This is a genomic window from Rhodobacter sp. Har01 (assembly GCF_020564565.1).
In the GTDB taxonomy this organism is placed as follows: Bacteria; Pseudomonadota; Alphaproteobacteria; order Rhodobacterales; family Rhodobacteraceae; genus Pseudogemmobacter.
On the sequence record NZ_JAJCTD010000004.1, the window covers coordinates 17,068 to 32,306 of the forward strand.

13 protein-coding genes and 1 tRNA gene are annotated in these 15,239 nt (G+C 66.9%); 7 read left to right on the forward strand and 7 right to left on the reverse strand.

All coding sequences use genetic code 11. The features are described 5' to 3' along the window. From LHP98_RS10805 to LHP98_RS10820, 4 genes are all read right to left on the reverse strand, one after another. Positions 1-399 carry a cell division protein FtsL gene (locus LHP98_RS10805; RefSeq protein ID WP_227252552.1) on the reverse strand — a complete coding sequence of 133 codons (399 nt, stop codon included), beginning with the start codon at positions 397-399 and terminating at the stop codon, positions 1-3. Continuing rightward, entirely contained in the window at positions 399-1,397 is a 999-nt protein-coding gene (gene rsmH, locus LHP98_RS10810) for a 16S rRNA (cytosine(1402)-N(4))-methyltransferase RsmH (protein WP_227252930.1), read from the reverse strand. Before rsmH ends, LHP98_RS10805 begins: the two co-directional genes overlap by 1 nt. A 4-nt stretch (positions 1,398-1,401) precedes the next feature. Further along, positions 1,402-1,914: a division/cell wall cluster transcriptional repressor MraZ gene (locus tag LHP98_RS10815; RefSeq protein ID WP_227252553.1), complete on the reverse strand. Its 513-nt coding sequence runs from the start codon at positions 1,912-1,914 to the stop codon at positions 1,402-1,404. A gap of 631 nt (positions 1,915-2,545) precedes the next feature. Beyond that, positions 2,546-3,619, reverse strand: coding sequence for an Mrp/NBP35 family ATP-binding protein (locus tag LHP98_RS10820; protein ID WP_227252554.1), 1,074 nt, complete (start codon positions 3,617-3,619; stop codon positions 2,546-2,548). Positions 3,620-3,762: 143 nt separating this feature from the next. Between LHP98_RS10820 and LHP98_RS10825 the strand changes: the two genes are divergently transcribed. Further along, on the forward strand, positions 3,763-4,071 hold the full coding sequence (locus LHP98_RS10825; protein ID WP_227252555.1) for a DUF1127 domain-containing protein: 309 nt from the start codon (positions 3,763-3,765) through the stop codon (positions 4,069-4,071). 480 nt (positions 4,072-4,551) lie between these two features. Beyond that, positions 4,552-5,703 carry a benzoate/H(+) symporter BenE family transporter gene (locus tag LHP98_RS10830; protein WP_227252556.1) on the forward strand — a complete coding sequence of 384 codons (1,152 nt, stop codon included), beginning with the start codon at positions 4,552-4,554 and terminating at the stop codon, positions 5,701-5,703. On the opposite strand, the gene LHP98_RS10835 is transcribed toward LHP98_RS10830, so the two are convergent. Further along, on the reverse strand, positions 5,700-8,216 hold the full coding sequence (locus tag LHP98_RS10835) for an ATP-dependent helicase (RefSeq protein ID WP_227252557.1): 2,517 nt from the start codon (positions 8,214-8,216) through the stop codon (positions 5,700-5,702). The genes LHP98_RS10830 and LHP98_RS10835 overlap by 4 nt on opposite strands. A 154-nt stretch (positions 8,217-8,370) precedes the next feature. Here LHP98_RS10835 and LHP98_RS10840 point away from each other — a divergent pair, with 154 nt between their 5' ends. Together LHP98_RS10840 and LHP98_RS10845 are read left to right on the forward strand one after the other, a co-directional pair. Next, positions 8,371-8,907, forward strand: coding sequence for a hypothetical protein (locus tag LHP98_RS10840; RefSeq protein ID WP_227252558.1), 537 nt, complete (start codon positions 8,371-8,373; stop codon positions 8,905-8,907). Positions 8,908-9,059: 152 nt separating this feature from the next. Continuing rightward, on the forward strand, positions 9,060-12,500 hold the full coding sequence (locus LHP98_RS10845; RefSeq protein WP_227252559.1) for a pyruvate carboxylase: 3,441 nt from the start codon (positions 9,060-9,062) through the stop codon (positions 12,498-12,500). Between the two features lie 47 nt (positions 12,501-12,547). On the opposite strand, the gene LHP98_RS10850 is transcribed toward LHP98_RS10845, so the two are convergent. Further along, positions 12,548-13,069, reverse strand: coding sequence for a PhnA domain-containing protein (locus LHP98_RS10850; protein WP_227252560.1), 522 nt, complete (start codon positions 13,067-13,069; stop codon positions 12,548-12,550). 164 nt (positions 13,070-13,233) lie between these two features. On the opposite strand from LHP98_RS10850, the gene LHP98_RS10855 reads away from it, so the two are divergent. From LHP98_RS10855 to hisH, 3 genes are all read left to right on the forward strand, one after another. Next, positions 13,234-13,308, forward strand: a tRNA-Gly gene (locus tag LHP98_RS10855). A 116-nt stretch (positions 13,309-13,424) separates the two neighbouring features. Beyond that, positions 13,425-14,012, forward strand: a complete 588-nt coding sequence (gene hisB, locus LHP98_RS10860; RefSeq protein ID WP_227252561.1) for an imidazoleglycerol-phosphate dehydratase HisB — start codon at positions 13,425-13,427, stop codon at positions 14,010-14,012. Further along, complete coding sequence (gene hisH / locus LHP98_RS10865) at positions 14,009-14,650, forward strand: imidazole glycerol phosphate synthase subunit HisH (RefSeq protein WP_227252562.1); 642 nt, start codon at positions 14,009-14,011, stop codon at positions 14,648-14,650. Before hisB ends, hisH begins: the two co-directional genes overlap by 4 nt. 165 nt (positions 14,651-14,815) lie before the next feature. Here the strand turns inward: hisH and LHP98_RS10870 are convergent, their stop codons facing one another. After that, a complete protein-coding gene (locus LHP98_RS10870) occupies positions 14,816-15,223 on the reverse strand; it encodes a VOC family protein (protein WP_227252563.1) in 408 nt (135 codons plus the stop codon). Between the last annotated feature and the right edge of the window lie 16 nt (positions 15,224-15,239).

Genomic DNA, 15,239 nt, shown 5'->3' on the forward strand with positions numbered 1-15,239 from the left:
TCAGAGACCCTCTTCCGGGGCATCGGGGACAGCGACCGGCGAAGCGGCGGCGCCGGCCGCAGCGTCGATCTCACCCTGCACCTGGACCGGCCCGGTGATCGCGGGGATTTCCGGCACCGGATAGGCCACCTGGTCGGCGGCGACGAACTGGCCCGGCTCCATCGGCAACAGGCCAAGGCGGTCGAAGTTCAGCGTGGTCAACTCGCGCAGCCGGTCGGGGCGGTTCAGGTAGGCCCATTCCGCGCGTTGCACCGAGAGCGCCTCGCGCAGGTCGGCGATTTCGGCCTGCAACCCGCGCACCTCGCGCAGGGCGGCCTGGGTGGCGTAATTCTCGCGGTAGGCCCAGAAACCCAGGGCGATCACGGCCAGGAAGGCAACGACGTAGAGGACCGAGCGCATCAGAAGCGTCCTTTCCGGAGAATCTCGGGCAGGCCCAGAGCGGCGGGCGGCAGGGCCAGCGGCGGCGCGTCGGTTCGTTCGCCCACCCGCAGCTTGGCCGACCGCGACCGCGGGTTGCGCGCCACCTCGTCGGGGTCGGCCGCAATGGCCTTGCGGTTGACGAGCCGAAACCGAGGCTGCACCGCCCCCCGAGCCGGGGCGTAGCGGTTTGCCTCCGGCTCGGCGCCGGACGCCAACTGGAAGAACCGTTTCACGATGCGGTCCTCAAGGCTGTGGAAGGTGACGACCGCCAGTTTTCCGCCAGGCTTCAGGATGCGTTCGGCGGCAGCCAGACCCTGGGCAAGTTCCTCGAATTCCGTGTTCACGGCGATGCGCAGCGCCTGGAAACTGCGCGTCGCGGGATGGCTGTCGCCGGGCTTCGGCCGCGGCAGGCAACGCGCGACGATCTCGGCCAGCCGCAGGGTGGTGGCAATCGGCGCATCGGCCCGCGCGGCGACGAGGGCCCGCGCGATCCGGCGCGAGGCGCGTTCCTCGCCATAGTGATACAGGATGTCGGCCAGCACCTCTTCGGGCGCCGTGTTCACCAGATCGGCCGCAGACGGCCCGTCCTGCCCCATCCGCATGTCCAGCGGCCCGTCCTTCTGGAACGAGAAGCCGCGCTCGGGCCGGTCCAACTGCATCGACGACACGCCCAGGTCCAGCACCACGCCATCGACCGGCTCGCCGGCCAGGGTGTCGAGGTCGGAAAACGTGCCGGTCTTCAGCGTGATCGCGGGGAAATCCGGCAGCCAGGCCGCCGCCAGCTTCTGCGCCAGCGGGTCGCGGTCGATGCCGATCACCCGGTCGGCGCCTGCCGCCAGCAGGCCGCGCGCATACCCCCCGGCGCCAAAGGTGCCATCAATCCAAAGGCCCCGCACGGGGGCCACGGCAGCAATCAGCGGAGTCAAGAGAACCGGGATGTGAGGGTCGGGCGCGGGCAGCACGTCGCGGGGTTGCATCACATCAGCCGCCCCTTGCCGAGCGTCCGACCAACGCCAGCGGATCGACGTCCTCGTCCTCGTCATCCGCATCCGCCGCCAGTTCGGCATCATAAACCTTGCGGGAATACAGCCGGAAACGGTTCGTCACCCCGGCAAAGGCCGCCTCGGCGCTGCCCAGGTCGCCGTCCGTGAGCCCGATCTTCTCGCGCACCTTGGGCGGCAGGACGATGCGCCCGTCAGGTTCCAGTTCCACCATGATGGACCGGCTTATCAACTCGCGCTCGGCCCGCATGCGCGCCTTCGAGCCCAGTTCCATGGCGGCGATCTGGTCGGCCAGATCATCCGCGCCGCGCTTGGAATAGCCTTCGACGAAGCTGCGGTTGCGGCCGCCATAGACCAGATAGACGTGGGGTTGTTCCTTGTCGGCCCGGGGCTTGTCGTCGGCATCGAGGATGCGGCGAAAGGCGGCCGGGATCGAGACCCGGGCCTTGGCATCTACCTTCTGGTAGAATTCGCCTCTGAATGCCTCTGCCATGCGCCTTGCGGCCTTCTGTCTGCCCCGGATTTCGTGATTTCACCCGCGCGAAATAAAATGGGCGGATCGGGTTGCTGCCACTACCCGATCCGCCGCTGTCCCATCGCTGGGCGTCCAGCTACGCGCGCCACCTGGGGGAGATGTCTGCTCGCTCGCGCGCCGGATCTCTGTCGTCCGATGAAAGGGGCTGCCTGTATGAACTGCCTTAGTTCGCCTTGTTCGGGGTCTTGCGCCGCCCCTGGCGTCTTGTCTTGCCCGCTTCATCTTCCGTGAGAAAGGGATGACATGGGAACACATGGGCTGGCAAGGGAAAAATTGGGAGAATAGCCCCGACATGTTGTGCAATCGGGTGCCGCAAAGCAGCATCTTGTGCAGATTGAGGCGGAGTGATCGCTATAGATTGGGAAATCTGAAACCGCTTCGCCTAGATATAGTGGCGACGCTGGGAGAACCGAAATTCCCATGGCATCCCGAATTTTTCGAGGGATCCGCGGTTGAAACGGCCAAATGCGGAAAGATCAGCCCAGGAACGCCTGGAATCGAGCCGCAGGCGGCCGGGAATCCTGCCCTAACCCACGCATTCCCAGAGCTTGTGATTCGCTTCCGGCGCCAGGACGGCCCCCGGGGTCGCTCAGGCCATTCCGCCGTCGATCAGCCGATGCGCCAGCCGCGCATAGGCCTCGGAGTTCGGGCCTTCGCCGGCGGCGATGGGGGTGCCGGCGTCGCCAGCTTCGCGCACTTCCAGCGACAGCGGCAATTCGCCCAGGAACGGCAGGTCCAGCCGCGCCGCCTCGGCCGCCACGCCGCCGTGGCCGAAGATATGCGCCTCGTGCCCGCAATTGGGGCAGATGTAGGTGGACATGTTCTCGATCAGGCCCAGGACCGGCGTGTTCAGCTTGGCGAACATGTCGATGGCCTTTCGGGCATCCAGTAGCGCCACGTCCTGCGGCGTGGAGACGATCAGCGCCCCGGTCAACTGGGTGCGCTGGCACAGCGTCAGTTGCACATCGCCGGTGCCGGGCGGCAGATCGACGATCAGAATGTCCAGCGTGCCCCAGTTCACCTGGCCGATCAGTTGCTGGAGCGCGCCCATCAGCATCGGGCCGCGCCAGATCACCGCCTCGTCCTCTTTCAGCATCAGGCCCAGCGACATCATCTTCACGCCATGCGCCTGGGGCGGCTGGATGGTCTGGCCATCCGCGCTCATCGGCCTTGTGGTGACGCCCATCATCTTGGCCTGGCTTGGCCCCAGGATGTCGGCGTCCAGAAGGCCCACCTTCCGCCCTGCCCGCGCCAGCGCCACGGCCAGATTCGAGGACACCGTGGACTTGCCCACCCCGCCCTTGCCGCTGGCCACCGCGATGATCTTCGCCACACCCGACACCTTTTGCGGCCCGCCCTGTTGCGGCGTCGGGTGGCCACCGATCTTGATGTTGGGCGGCGGCGCCTTGGCGGCCGGGCCATGCGCCGTCGTCACGATCTGCACCAGGGTCACGCCGGGCAAGGCCTTCAGCGCCTGCTCTGCAGCGGCCTCGACCGGGGCCAGGGCGCGGGCCTCCTCGGGCGTCGCCGCCTCGATCACGAAGCGCACCGTGCCGGCCTCGACCGTCAGCGCACGAATCAGGTCGCGCGACACCAGAGTGCCCCCGCCGGGCGCCGCGATGCCTGCCAGAACCCCGGTGACCATATCGCGCGTGACCGTCATGCGTTCCTCCGCCGCCCATGCATCGGGCCAGACTCGTCATTCTTTCGGCAAAGGGCAAGGCGGCATTGACCAAGAGATCAATAATTCAGCAAAGATGCTGAAAATATTAACGTTTCCGTAACGCGCAGCCATGCGGCCGCTGCATGGCGGCATTGCTTTCCCCAGCCATTGTGCAGGTGCAGCAATTGCCCCATCTTTCTCTCGACAGCGCGGCAGAACGCTGCCCCGATGGTTTCAGAGGCATGAGTCAGATGGCATACGTCCTGTCCACACGTTCGACTGAACGCCCGTCCGGGCTGTTTGCAGCCCTTGGTGCAGCCTTGGCACGCCGCCGCGTCTATTCCCGGACGCTGGCCGAGCTGAGCAATCTGTCCGATCGCGATCTCGCCGAACTGGGCATCTCGCGGCTGTCGATCGCCGATGTGGCCCGCGAGGCCGCCTACGGCAAATAGGGTTTCTTGCTCGGGCCCCACTCCTCCTCCCTCGGGGTCCATGGCAAACGCGGCGTCGTCTCTCCTCCTCCCTGACGACGCCGCACTTTCTTCCGGGCCTTCTTGCCCGAACACGTTCGGCGGCCCTCTCCTCCTCCCTTGGGCATCCGGAACCAGCGGCGGCGCCTCTCCTCCTCCCTTGGCGCCGCCGCGCTCCTCTTCGGCCCCACGGGGCCAGACGGTTTCGACGGTTCCCGCTCTTCCTCCCTTGGGAACCGGCGAAGCAGGCGGCGGCAGCCACTCATTCTCGCTTGGCAGCCGCCGCGCCTTTGCCTTCCGGACCAATGCGGTTCGAACGTCTTCGGTGGCCCTCTCCTCCTCCCTCGGGCCTCCGGAAACCGCGGCGGCGCCTCTCCTCCTCCCTGGCGCCGCCGCACCCCTCCCCCCCCTTGCCCTTGGCCTTGCGTCCCCCGATAGTCGCCGCCCGGAAGGGCAGGTGACATGCGGGCTTCGCTGATTTCCGCGGCCGTGGTGGCCGCGCTGGTGGGCTACGGCTCGACCATCGCGCTGGTGCTGTCGGCCGCAGCGGCGGTGGGGGCGACGCCGTCGCAGACCGCCAGCTGGGTGCTGGCGATCAGCCTTGCCAAGGCCGCAGGCTCGGCTTTCCTGTCCTTTTGGCACCGGGTGCCGGTGGTGCTGGCCTGGTCCACCCCCGGCGCCGCGCTGATCGCGGCAACCTCCGGCATCGGCATGGCGCAAGCTGTGGGCGCCTTCGTGGTGACCGGCCTTCTGATCGCCCTGACCGGTGCCCTCAGACCCCTCGGCCGCGCCGTCGCATTGATCCCCGATGGCATCGCAGGCGGCATGCTGGCCGGGGTGCTGCTTCCGTTCTGCCTGAAAGGCGCGGGCGCCGCGCAGGCCGCCCCGGTGCTGGTCCTGCCGATGGTCGCCGTCTTCGCGCTGGTGCGGCTGGTGAACCCGGCCCTGGCCGTGCTGTCTGCGCTGGCGCTGGGCCTGGCGCTTTCCTTCACGCTAGGCGAGGCCATCTGGCCCGCCCTCACCCTGCCCCTGCCGCGGCTTGAGTTCATCGCGCCCGCCTTCGACGCCGGCACGATGATCGGCCTGGCGCTGCCGCTGTACCTGGTCACCATGGCGTCACAGAACCTGCCCGGCTTTGCCACCCTGCGCGCCGCGGGGTATGAGCCGCCGGTGCAATCCGCCCTGGGCGTGACCGGGGGGCTGTCGGCCATCTCGGCGCTGTTCGGCGCCCACACCACCAGCATGGCCGCCATCACGGCAGCGATCTGCCTGGGGCCCGACGTGCACCCCGACCGCGACCAGCGCTGGAAGGTCGGCCTTGCCTATGCCGGGGTCTGGGTGGCCCTGGGCCTGTTCAGTCCGGCGATCCTTGCCCTGCTGGGCGCCTTGCCGGCCGAGGTGATGCTGGCGCTGGTCGCGCTTGCCCTGCTGGGCGCGCTGACCGGCGCCCTGACCACCGGCTATGTGGTGCCCGAGCAGCGCTTTGCGGCCTCGCTGACGCTGGTCATCACCGCTGCGGGCGCGCCCTTCCTGGGCATCGGCGCGGCGTTCTGGGGGCTGGTGGCGGGACTGGGGCTTTTCGCGCTGGAGCGGGCCTGGGCGACGCGCCGCTAGAACGGGATCTCGTCGCCGATGTCGGCCGGCATCACGAAGCGGGCGACGATCTTCTTCTCGCCCGCCTTGTCAAAGAGGATGTCCAGCTTGTCACCCTCGATCCCGGTCACCCGGCCATAGCCGAATTTCACATGAAAGACCCGCTCGCCCACTGTGTAGGAGCTTTCCGCTTCAAGGTCGATCGTGACGTTCCTCGCCTCGCGCGGCTGGCTCACGGGGCGCATCCCCTGCCGTTCCTGCAACCGCCGCCAGCCGGGGCTGTTGTAGACATCGGCCTTGGTTGCCCGGTCTTCCAGGCTTGAGCCGAAGGACGCTGCCGCCGCGCCATAGCCGCCGCCCATCAGGCCGGGCGGGGTCAGCACCTCGACATGCGCCGCGGGCAGCTCGTCGATGAAACGGCTGGGCATCTGGCTTTGCCATTGCCCATAGACCCGCCGGTTCGAGGCAAAGGATATCGTGCACAGCTCTTCCGCCCGGGTGATGCCGACATAGGCCAGCCGGCGTTCCTCTTCGATGCCCTTCAGGCCGCTTTCGTCCATGCTGCGCTGGCTGGGGAACAACCCGTCCTCCCAGCCCGGCAGGAAGACCACCGGGAATTCCAGCCCTTTCGCCGCATGTAGCGTCATGATGGAAACCTTCTCGGCCGCGTCCTCGCTGTCGTTGTCCATGATCAGCGCGACGTGCTCCAGGAACCCCTGCAGGCTGTCGAACTGCTCCAGCGCCTTGACCAGTTCCTTGAGGTTCTCCAGCCGGCCCTCGGCCTCGGGCGTCCTGTCGTTCTGCCACATCGAGACATAGCCCGACTCCTCAAGGATCACCTCGGCCAGCCGCACATGGCTGAGGTCGGTCGCGGAAGCGGTGTCGGGGTAAAGCGGCTCGATCACCGCATCGGCCATGTCAGGCTGGGCGTCGCGGATCGCCGCGTGCCAGCGTTCGACCCCGTCGCAAAAGGCGCGCAGCTGGTTCGCCCCCTTGCCGCCGATGCCGCCCGCCGCCAGCAGGCTACGCGCGCCGTCCAGCAGGGTCAGGCCCTGCGATCGGGCCTCGCGCTGGATCGACTGCACCGCCTTGTCGCCCAGGCCGCGCTTGGGCAGGTTCACCACCCGCTCGAAGGCCAGATCGTCGTCGGGCGACACCGCCAGCCGGAAATAGGCCATGGCATCGCGAATCTCCTGCCGTTCATAGAACCGCGGCCCGCCGATCACCCGATAGGGCAGGCCGATGGTCAGGAACCGGTCCTCGAAGGCGCGCATCTGGTGGCTGGCGCGGACCAGGATCGCCTGGCGGTTCAGGCCCACCGGCGCCCAGCCGCGGGTGCCGCGCTGGATTGCCTCGACCTCTTCGCCGATCCAGCGCGCCTCTTCCTCGCCGTCCCAATGGCCGATGAGGCGGACCTTCTCGCCCTCGGTCGCCTCGGTCCACAGCGTCTTGCCCAAGCGGGACGCATTGGCGCTGATCACGCCGCTTGCCGCCGCCAGGATATGCGGGGTCGAGCGGTAGTTCTGTTCCAGCCGGATCACCTTGGCGCCCGGAAAATCCTTTTCGAACCGCAGGATGTTGCCCACCTCGGCGCCCCGCCAGCCATAGATCGACTGGTCGTCGTCGCCCACGCAGCAGATGTTGCGATGCGCCTGCGCCAAGAGCCGCAGCCACAGGTATTGGCAGACGTTGGTGTCCTGGTATTCGTCCACCAGGATGTATTTGAACCAGCGCTGGTATTGCGCCAGCACGTCCGGGTAGGCCTTGAAGATGGCGACACAGTACATCGTAAGGTCGCCGAAATCGACTGAATTGAGCGCCTTCAAGCGGTCCTGATACTGCCGGTAAATCTGCTTCGTCGTAACAACTTCTCTGCCAATTGCACCGCTTTCAGGGTTTCGGCGGTTAAAGTAACGCACTGGCGCAGTTGCGTCTCCCTTTTCAAACACCCGGCCAGCATCGACTTCCACATCGTCCGAATCGGGAACTTGATGCGGAAGACGAGCATTATTCTTCTGTTTCTCAATCCAGCCCGAAAAGAAGCGTGCCGGCCAACGCTTAACGTCGACTCTCGCCGCCTCTATCAGCTGTTTCAGAAGGCGAAGCTGATCGTCCGTGTCAAGAATTGTGAAGCTGGGCTTCAAGCCCACAAGCTCCGCGTGGTGGCGGAGAATTTTGCAGGAGAGGGCATGAAATGTGCCCATCCATTTCAACGGCTCTGGCAAATCAAACGGCGTCTTCGAAAGCCGTTCCTTCATTTCGCGGGCGGCCTTGTTGGTAAAGGTCACCGCCAGAATTTCGTCAGGCCGAGCCAACTCGAGCGTCCGGATGTGTGCAACCCGCGCCATGAGCGCCTTGGTCTTGCCCGTGCCTGCACCCGCCAGCATGAGCAACGGTCCGTCAATGGCTTCAACTGCTGCGCGTTGTGCAGGGTTGAGGTCATCAAGGTATCGTTTGGGCCGCGCCGCCATCGCCTGCCGCGACAGCGGCAGCGCGGCGGCCTCGAAGGCGTCGTTGTCGTTCAGGGGCTCCATAGCTGCGACATTAGCGCCGGATTGTCCCAAGCGGAAGAACTGTTCGGCAAATGTTCCTTGCCGCCGCCACAATGCCGCCGAAGTCCGGGAAAAGAACGGCGCGGCAACCCCTTGCACCTTGTGCTTCACCCCACGACTGACCCTGACAACCAAAATGGACCAGAACACTCTGATCAGCCTCGGGCTGACGATCGCCCTTATGGCGGTCCTGTCGCTGTGGTGCCGCTGGCGCAATCGAAGCGCCATGCCCGTCATCCAGGCCGACGGGCGTGGCTGCCTGAGGCTGCCGCGCGGCCAACTTCTGTTCTACGTGCTGGGCTTTTTCGCAATGGCCGTCATCCTGGCCCAGGCGGCGTCGCAAAGCGGCAGCACCGTCCTGGGCTTCGCCGCCCTTGGCACCGGAGTCTTCGGGGCGCTCGTCCTGCTGACCACGACCCCCGCCTACCATCTGGAATGGGATGAAGACGGCGTGATCGGCCCGTCCGGCTATGGCCTCTTGCCAGTCGGCGCGCGACCGGTCTTCCTGACCTGGGACGAGATCACTTCGGTCCGCGTCGACCGCCTGCGCAGCCATGTGCTGACCGGCCGCAACCGGCGCAGGGTCGTGATCTACAACGCCTATCTGGGCAAGCGCATCTTCCTGCAGATCCTGCACGCCTTTCGCCCGGATCTTGCGGTAACGGCGGACTGACGGTCCGCTGCTCGCCGGAAATCGCTTTGCACTTGCGAACCCTGTCCTGAATATTTCGCAAACTTTGCAGTCCCGTGACAAGCGGCTCTTGCGCCGCACCGCAGCACCCCTAGAGTGTCCGCTTCACAAGCGCCACCGCCGGGAAGATGCCGATGCCCGAATTCAAGAAGATCCTGATCGCCAACCGGGGCGAAATCGCCATACGCGTGATGCGGGCCGCCAACGAGATGGGCAAGAAGACCGTGGCGGTCTATGCCGAGGAGGACAAGCTGTCGCTCCACCGCTTCAAGGCGGATGAGGCCTATCTGATCGGCCAGGGCCTGACGCCGGTAGGCGCCTATCTGTCGATCCCTGAGATGATCCGCGTCGCCCGCATGTCCGGCGCCGACGCGATCCACCCCGGTTACGGCCTGCTGTCCGAGAACCCCGATTTCGTCGAGGCTTGCGACCAGGCCGGCCTCACCTTCATCGGCCCCCGCGCCGAAACCATGCGCGCGCTGGGCGACAAGGCATCGGCCCGCCGCGTCGCCATGGCGGCCGGCGTGCCGGTCATCCCGGCGACCGAGGTCTTGGGCGACGACATGGCGCTGGTCAAACGCCAGGCGGCCGAGGTGGGCTATCCCTTGATGCTCAAGGCCAGCTGGGGCGGCGGCGGGCGCGGCATGCGACCGATCCTGTCGGAAGACGAGCTTGAGGCCAAGGTCCGCGAGGGCCGGCGCGAGGCCGAAACCGCCTTCGGCAACGGTGAGGGCTATCTGGAAAAGATGATCCAGCGCGCCCGTCATGTGGAAGTGCAGATCCTGGGCGACAAGCAGGGCAGCGTCTGGCACCTGTGGGAACGCGACTGCACCGTGCAGCGCCGCAACCAGAAGGTCGTCGAACGCGCCCCTGCCCCCTACCTTACGCAGGCCCAGCGCGAGGACGTCTGCGAAATGGCCCGGCGCATCTGCGCGCATGTGGCCTACGAATGCGCCGGCACCGTCGAATTCCTGATGGATATGGATACCGGCAAGTTCTACTTCATCGAAGTGAACCCCCGCGTGCAGGTCGAACACACGGTGACCGAGGAAGTCACCGGCATCGACATCGTCCAGGCCCAGATCCTGATCGAGGAAGGCCGGCCCCTGCCCGAGGCGACCGGTGTGGCGTCGCAGGCAGAGGTGAAGTTGAACGGCCACGCCCTGCAATGCCGGGTGACGACCGAAGACCCGCTGAACAGCTTCATCCCCGATTACGGCCGCCTCACCGCCTATCGCTCGGCCACCGGCAACGGCATCCGGCTGGACGGCGGCACGGCCTATGCCGGCGGCGTGATCACCCGATACTACGACTCGCTCCTGGTCAAGGTCACCGCCCATGCCCAGACGCCGGAAAAGGCCATCGCCCGGATGGACCGTGCGCTGCGAGAGTTCCGCATTCGCGGACTGGCGACGAACATCGAATTCGTCATCAACCTCCTGAAGCACCCGACCTTCCTGAACGACACCTACACCACCAAGTTCATCGACACGACGCCCGAGCTGTTCCATTTCCGCAAGCGCCGCGACCGGGCGACGAAGATCCTGACCTACATCGCTGACATCACCGTGAACGGCCACCCCGAGACGGTCGGCCGCCCCCGGCCCCCGGCCGAGGCACGGGCGCCAAAGGCCCCGGCGGCGAAGGTCGAACCCGCCATGGGCACCCGCAACCTGCTGGAACAGCACGGCCCGCAGGCGGTGGCCGACTGGATGAAGGCGCAGACCAAGGTGCTGGTGACCGACACCACCATGCGCGACGGCCACCAGTCGCTGCTGGCGACCCGGATGCGCTCGATCGACATGATCAAGGCCGCACCTGCCTATGCCGCCCACCTGCCCCAGCTGCTCAGTGTCGAATGCTGGGGTGGGGCGACCTTCGACGTCGCCTACCGCTTTTTGCAGGAATGCCCCTGGCAGCGCCTGCGCGACCTGCGCGCCGCCATGCCGAACCTGATGACGCAGATGCTGCTGCGCGCCAGCAATGGCGTCGGCTACACCAACTATCCCGATAACGTTGTTCGATCCTTCGTATTCCGGGCCGCCAAGACCGGCGTTGACGTGTTCCGGGTGTTCGATTCCCTCAACTGGGTCGAGAACATGCGCGTTGCCATGGATGCCGTGATCGAGGCCGGAAAGGTCTGCGAAGGCACCGTCTGTTACACCGGAGACCTGCTGGACCCCGCCCGCGCGAAGTATGACCTCAAGTACTATGTTGCCCATGCCAAAGAGCTGAAAGCCGCCGGCGCCCATGTGCTGGGCCTGAAGGACATGGCCGGCCTCTTGAAGCCCGCCGCCGCGCGCGTCCTGATCAAGGCGCTGAAGCAAGAGGTCGGCCTGCCGATCCACTTTCACACCCATGACACGAGCGGAGCCGCCGCCGCCACCGTGCTGGCCGCCTGCGATGCGGGGGTGGATGCCGTGGATGCCGCGATGGACGCCTTCTCCGGCGGCACCTCGCAGCCCTGCCTTGGCTCAATCGTCGAGGCCCTGCGACACACCGAGCGCGACACCGGCCTCGACATCGGCGCGATCCGGAAGTTGTCCGACTACTGGGAAGCCGTTCGACGCCAGTACGCCGCCTTCGAGAGCGGCCTGCAGGCCCCGGCCTCCGAGGTTTACCTGCACGAGATGCCGGGCGGGCAGTTCACCAATCTCAAAGCCCAGGCCCGCAGCCTTGGCCTCGAGGAACGTTGGCATGAGGTCGCCCAGGCCTATGCCGACGCAAACGCCATGTTCGGCGACATCGTCAAGGTCACGCCCTCGTCCAAGGTGGTGGGCGACATGGCGCTGATGATGGTGGCCCAGGGGCTGACCCGGGCGCAGGTGGAAGACCCGGCAGTGGATGTGGCCTTCCCCGACTCGGTCGTGGACATGCTGAAAGGCAACCTCGGCCAGCCTCATGGCGGTTGGCCGAAGGGCATCCTGACCAAGGTGCTCAAGGGCGAAAAGCCGCTGACCGAGCGCCCTGGCAAGTCGCTGCCGCCGGTGGATCTTGAGGCGACGCGGGCCAGGGTCTCGGCCGAACTGAACGGGTTCACCGTCGATGACGAGGACCTGAACGGCTATCTGATGTATCCCAAGGTCTTCCTCGACTACATGGGCCGGCACCGCGCCTATGGACCCGTACGCACCCTGCCGACGCGGGCCTTCTTCTACGGCATGCAGCCCGGCGAAGAGATCGCGGTCGAGATCGACCCGGGCAAGACTCTGGAAATCCGCCTGCAGGCGGTGGGCGAAACCACCGAGGACGGCGAGGTGAAGGTGTTCTTCGAGTTGAACGGCCAGCCGCGGGTGATCCGCGTGCCAAACCGTGCGGTGAAGGCAAAGTCCGCGGCAAAGCCCAAGGCGCAGGAGGGCAATCCCGGCCACATCGGCGCGCCGATGCCGGGCGCCGTGGCCGCCGTCGCGGTCAAGCCGGGCCAGAAGGTCCGCGCCGGCGATCTCCTCCTGACCCTGGAAGCGATGAAGATGGAGACCGGCCTCCACGCCGACCGCGAGGCGACGGTGAAGGCGATCCATGTTCATCCCGGAACCCAGGTTGAGGCAAAGGACCTGCTGGTCGAACTGGAATAGGCGGCAAGGCCAGAGCGATTTCTTCGAAGGAGTCGCTGCCCGCCGGTTCAGCGCTTCTTGACGAACTCGGTCAGGATGACGATGCGCTGGCCTTCGACCCGGCCCTCGATCTGGGCCGCATTGTCGGGCACCAGCGAGATGCCGCGCACCGCCGTGCCGCGCTTGGCGGTGAAATTCGCGCCTTTCACGGCCAGGTCCTTGATCAGCACCACCGTATCACCCTGCGCCAGCAGCGCGCCGTTCGAATCGCGATGCTCCAGCGCAGCCGGTGCGTCGGCCCAGGCCTGCACCTCGGGGCCAAGCTGCATGCCCTCGCGAGCCTCGGTGGCCCAGGGTTCGCCCAGGGCACCCAGCTTGCGCCAGACCGCCAGCTGCACCACGGGAACCTCGCTCCAGGCCGCACCTTCCAGCGCGCGCCAATGCGCGGCGGGGGCCTCTTCGTCGCCCCGGCAGAGCGGGCACAGCAGCACCTCGCCTGCCGGCGGCACCTCGACCGGCTCAAGCCCCGCGCCCGCGCCGCAGAATTCGCACAGGCCGCCCGACCGGGCCATCAGATCCGCCACCGCCATCGCCGGGCCTCCTTTGCTTGCGCGCCTGGCCTAAGCCAGGCGGCCGGCCAAGACCAGCCCCTTCCGGCCGGCCCGCCAGCGCGCGGGAGAATCTTCGCCCCTTGCGCAATTTCCCTCTTGCGGCTGCGCCCGGGTCTTTATACATCCCCCCTCGTCCAACCGGCGCGGGCGTAGCTCAGGGGTAGAGCATAACCTTGCCAAGGTTAGGGTCGTGAGTTCGAATCTCATCGCCCGCTCCAGTCGGACCTGCTGCAAGGGCGCCCATCGGGCGCCCTTTCGCATTTCCGCCCCCGCCATTCCGCTTGGAATTCCGCTCCCGCGCGCCTACAACGCCGGCGTGAATGCGGAGGGCAACATGCGCGAGGCCAGGGTCAGCCGGAAAACGGCGGAAACGGCAATAGAGGTCACGGTGAACCTTGATGGCACGGGGCAGTATGACTGCCAGACCGGTGTGGGGTTCTTCGACCACATGCTGGACCAGTTGGCCCGCCACAGCCTGATGGACCTGACCGTCCGCGCGAAAGGCGACACCCACATCGACGATCACCACACGGTGGAAGACACCGGCATCGCGCTGGGGCAGACCCTGACGCAGGCGCTGGGCGACAAGCGCGGCATCCGCCGCTACGGCCAGTTCCGGCTGGCGATGGACGACGCACAGGTCGCCTGCGCGCTGGACCTGTCGGCCCGGCCCTATCTGGTGTGGAATGTCCCCTTCCCGACGCCCAAGATCGGCACGTTCGACACCGAACTGGTGCGCGAATTCTTCCAGGCCCTGTCCACCCACGGCGGCATCACCCTGCACGTCGACCTGGTCCATGGCGTAAACAGCCACCATATCGCCGAGGCCGCCTTCAAGGCCGTGGCTCGCGCCCTGCGGGAGGCGGTCGAGCCTGACCCGCGCATGGCCGGTGCGCTGCCCAGCACCAAGGGCGCGCTGTGAGCCTGACGGTCCTGGTCGACTACGAGTCGGGGAACCTCCACTCGGCCGAGAAAGCCTTCCAGCGCATGGCGACCGAGACCGGCGCCGGCCGGGTGATCGTGTCTTCGCGTCCCGAGGACGTGGCGCGGGCAGACCGCATCGTGCTGCCCGGCGACGGCGCCTTTCCGGCCTGCCGGCGAGCGCTCGGGTCGCATGGCGGCCTTTTCGATGCCATCGACGAGGCCGTCACCCGCCGCGCCCGGCCGTTCTTCGGAATCTGCATCGGCATGCAGATGCTGGCCGACCGGGGACTGGAATACGAACCCACCCCCGGCTTCGGCTGGATCGGCGGGCAGGTCGAACACATTGCCCCCGCCGACCCGTCGTTCAAGGTGCCGCACATGGGCTGGAACGACCTGGTCATAGACCACCCTCACCCGGTGCTGGCCGGCATCGCAACCGGCGACCACGCCTATTTCGTGCACTCCTACCATTTCCGCGTCGCCGACCCGGCGCACCGGCTGGCGCATGTCGATTATGCCGGCGAGGTGACCGCCATCGTCGGCAAGGGCACCATCTTCGGCACCCAGTTTCACCCCGAGAAATCCTCGGCCACCGGCCTGCGCATCATCGCGAACTTCCTGACCTGGGCGCCCTGAGTCCTCCAAGGCGCCTCTCCTGGGGTCCTCCGGCAAGGAGTGGGAAAGGGCGCTACGCACCTGCCGCAGCGAAGGCCGCATCGAACGCTTGGTCCTGCTGGCCCCAGTGAACCAACAGCCCTTCGTGCGTTTCGATGGGTGTCCGGCGGGCGACCCGATTCCGACCTATTCTGCCCAGAGCCTCTGCTCGGCGAATTCCGCCGAATTGCCGGCCGGATCACGAACATACAGTGACCGCGCGCCGTTCGGCCAATCGAACTCGGCCTCGATCGCCACGCCGGCAGCGGCCAGCCTGTCACGCCAGGTGGCGATCTCGTCCCGACTGGCCGCAAAGCACAAATGCCCCGGCCCGCGCGCGCCGTGGGTCGGCACCGGAAGACGGGCGGCGGGTTCGGTCACCTCGGTCGCCGCCGGGTCGAAGACCAGAAGGATGCCCGCGCCGACGCGAAAGAACACATGCCGGCCCGGCTGGCGCAGCACCACGGGCAGGCCCAGCAGGCCGCCGTAGAAGGCCTCGGCCGCCGGCAGGTCGTCCGCGTAGATCGCGGTCTCCAGGATTGCCTCGGGTCGCATGGCCCAAGCCTGCGCC

Coding starts and splice junctions, on each gene's coding strand:
- LHP98_RS10805 (WP_227252552.1), bottom strand. CDS start 399: ATGCGCTCGGTCCTCTACGTCGTTGCCTTCCTGGCCGTGATCGCCCTG.
- rsmH (WP_227252930.1), bottom strand. CDS start 1,397: ATGCAACCCCGCGACGTGCTGCCCGCGCCCGACCCTCACATCCCGGTT.
- LHP98_RS10815 (WP_227252553.1), bottom strand. CDS start 1,914: ATGGCAGAGGCATTCAGAGGCGAATTCTACCAGAAGGTAGATGCCAAG.
- LHP98_RS10820 (WP_227252554.1), bottom strand. CDS start 3,619: ATGACGGTCACGCGCGATATGGTCACCGGGGTTCTGGCAGGCATCGCG.
- LHP98_RS10825 (WP_227252555.1), top strand. CDS start 3,763: ATGGCGGCATTGCTTTCCCCAGCCATTGTGCAGGTGCAGCAATTGCCC.
- LHP98_RS10830 (WP_227252556.1), top strand. CDS start 4,552: ATGCGGGCTTCGCTGATTTCCGCGGCCGTGGTGGCCGCGCTGGTGGGC.
- LHP98_RS10835 (WP_227252557.1), bottom strand. CDS start 8,216: ATGGAGCCCCTGAACGACAACGACGCCTTCGAGGCCGCCGCGCTGCCG.
- LHP98_RS10840 (WP_227252558.1), top strand. CDS start 8,371: ATGGACCAGAACACTCTGATCAGCCTCGGGCTGACGATCGCCCTTATG.
- LHP98_RS10845 (WP_227252559.1), top strand. CDS start 9,060: ATGCCCGAATTCAAGAAGATCCTGATCGCCAACCGGGGCGAAATCGCC.
- LHP98_RS10850 (WP_227252560.1), bottom strand. CDS start 13,069: ATGGCGGTGGCGGATCTGATGGCCCGGTCGGGCGGCCTGTGCGAATTC.
- hisB (WP_227252561.1), top strand. CDS start 13,425: ATGCGCGAGGCCAGGGTCAGCCGGAAAACGGCGGAAACGGCAATAGAG.
- LHP98_RS10870 (WP_227252563.1), bottom strand. CDS start 15,223: ATGCGACCCGAGGCAATCCTGGAGACCGCGATCTACGCGGACGACCTG.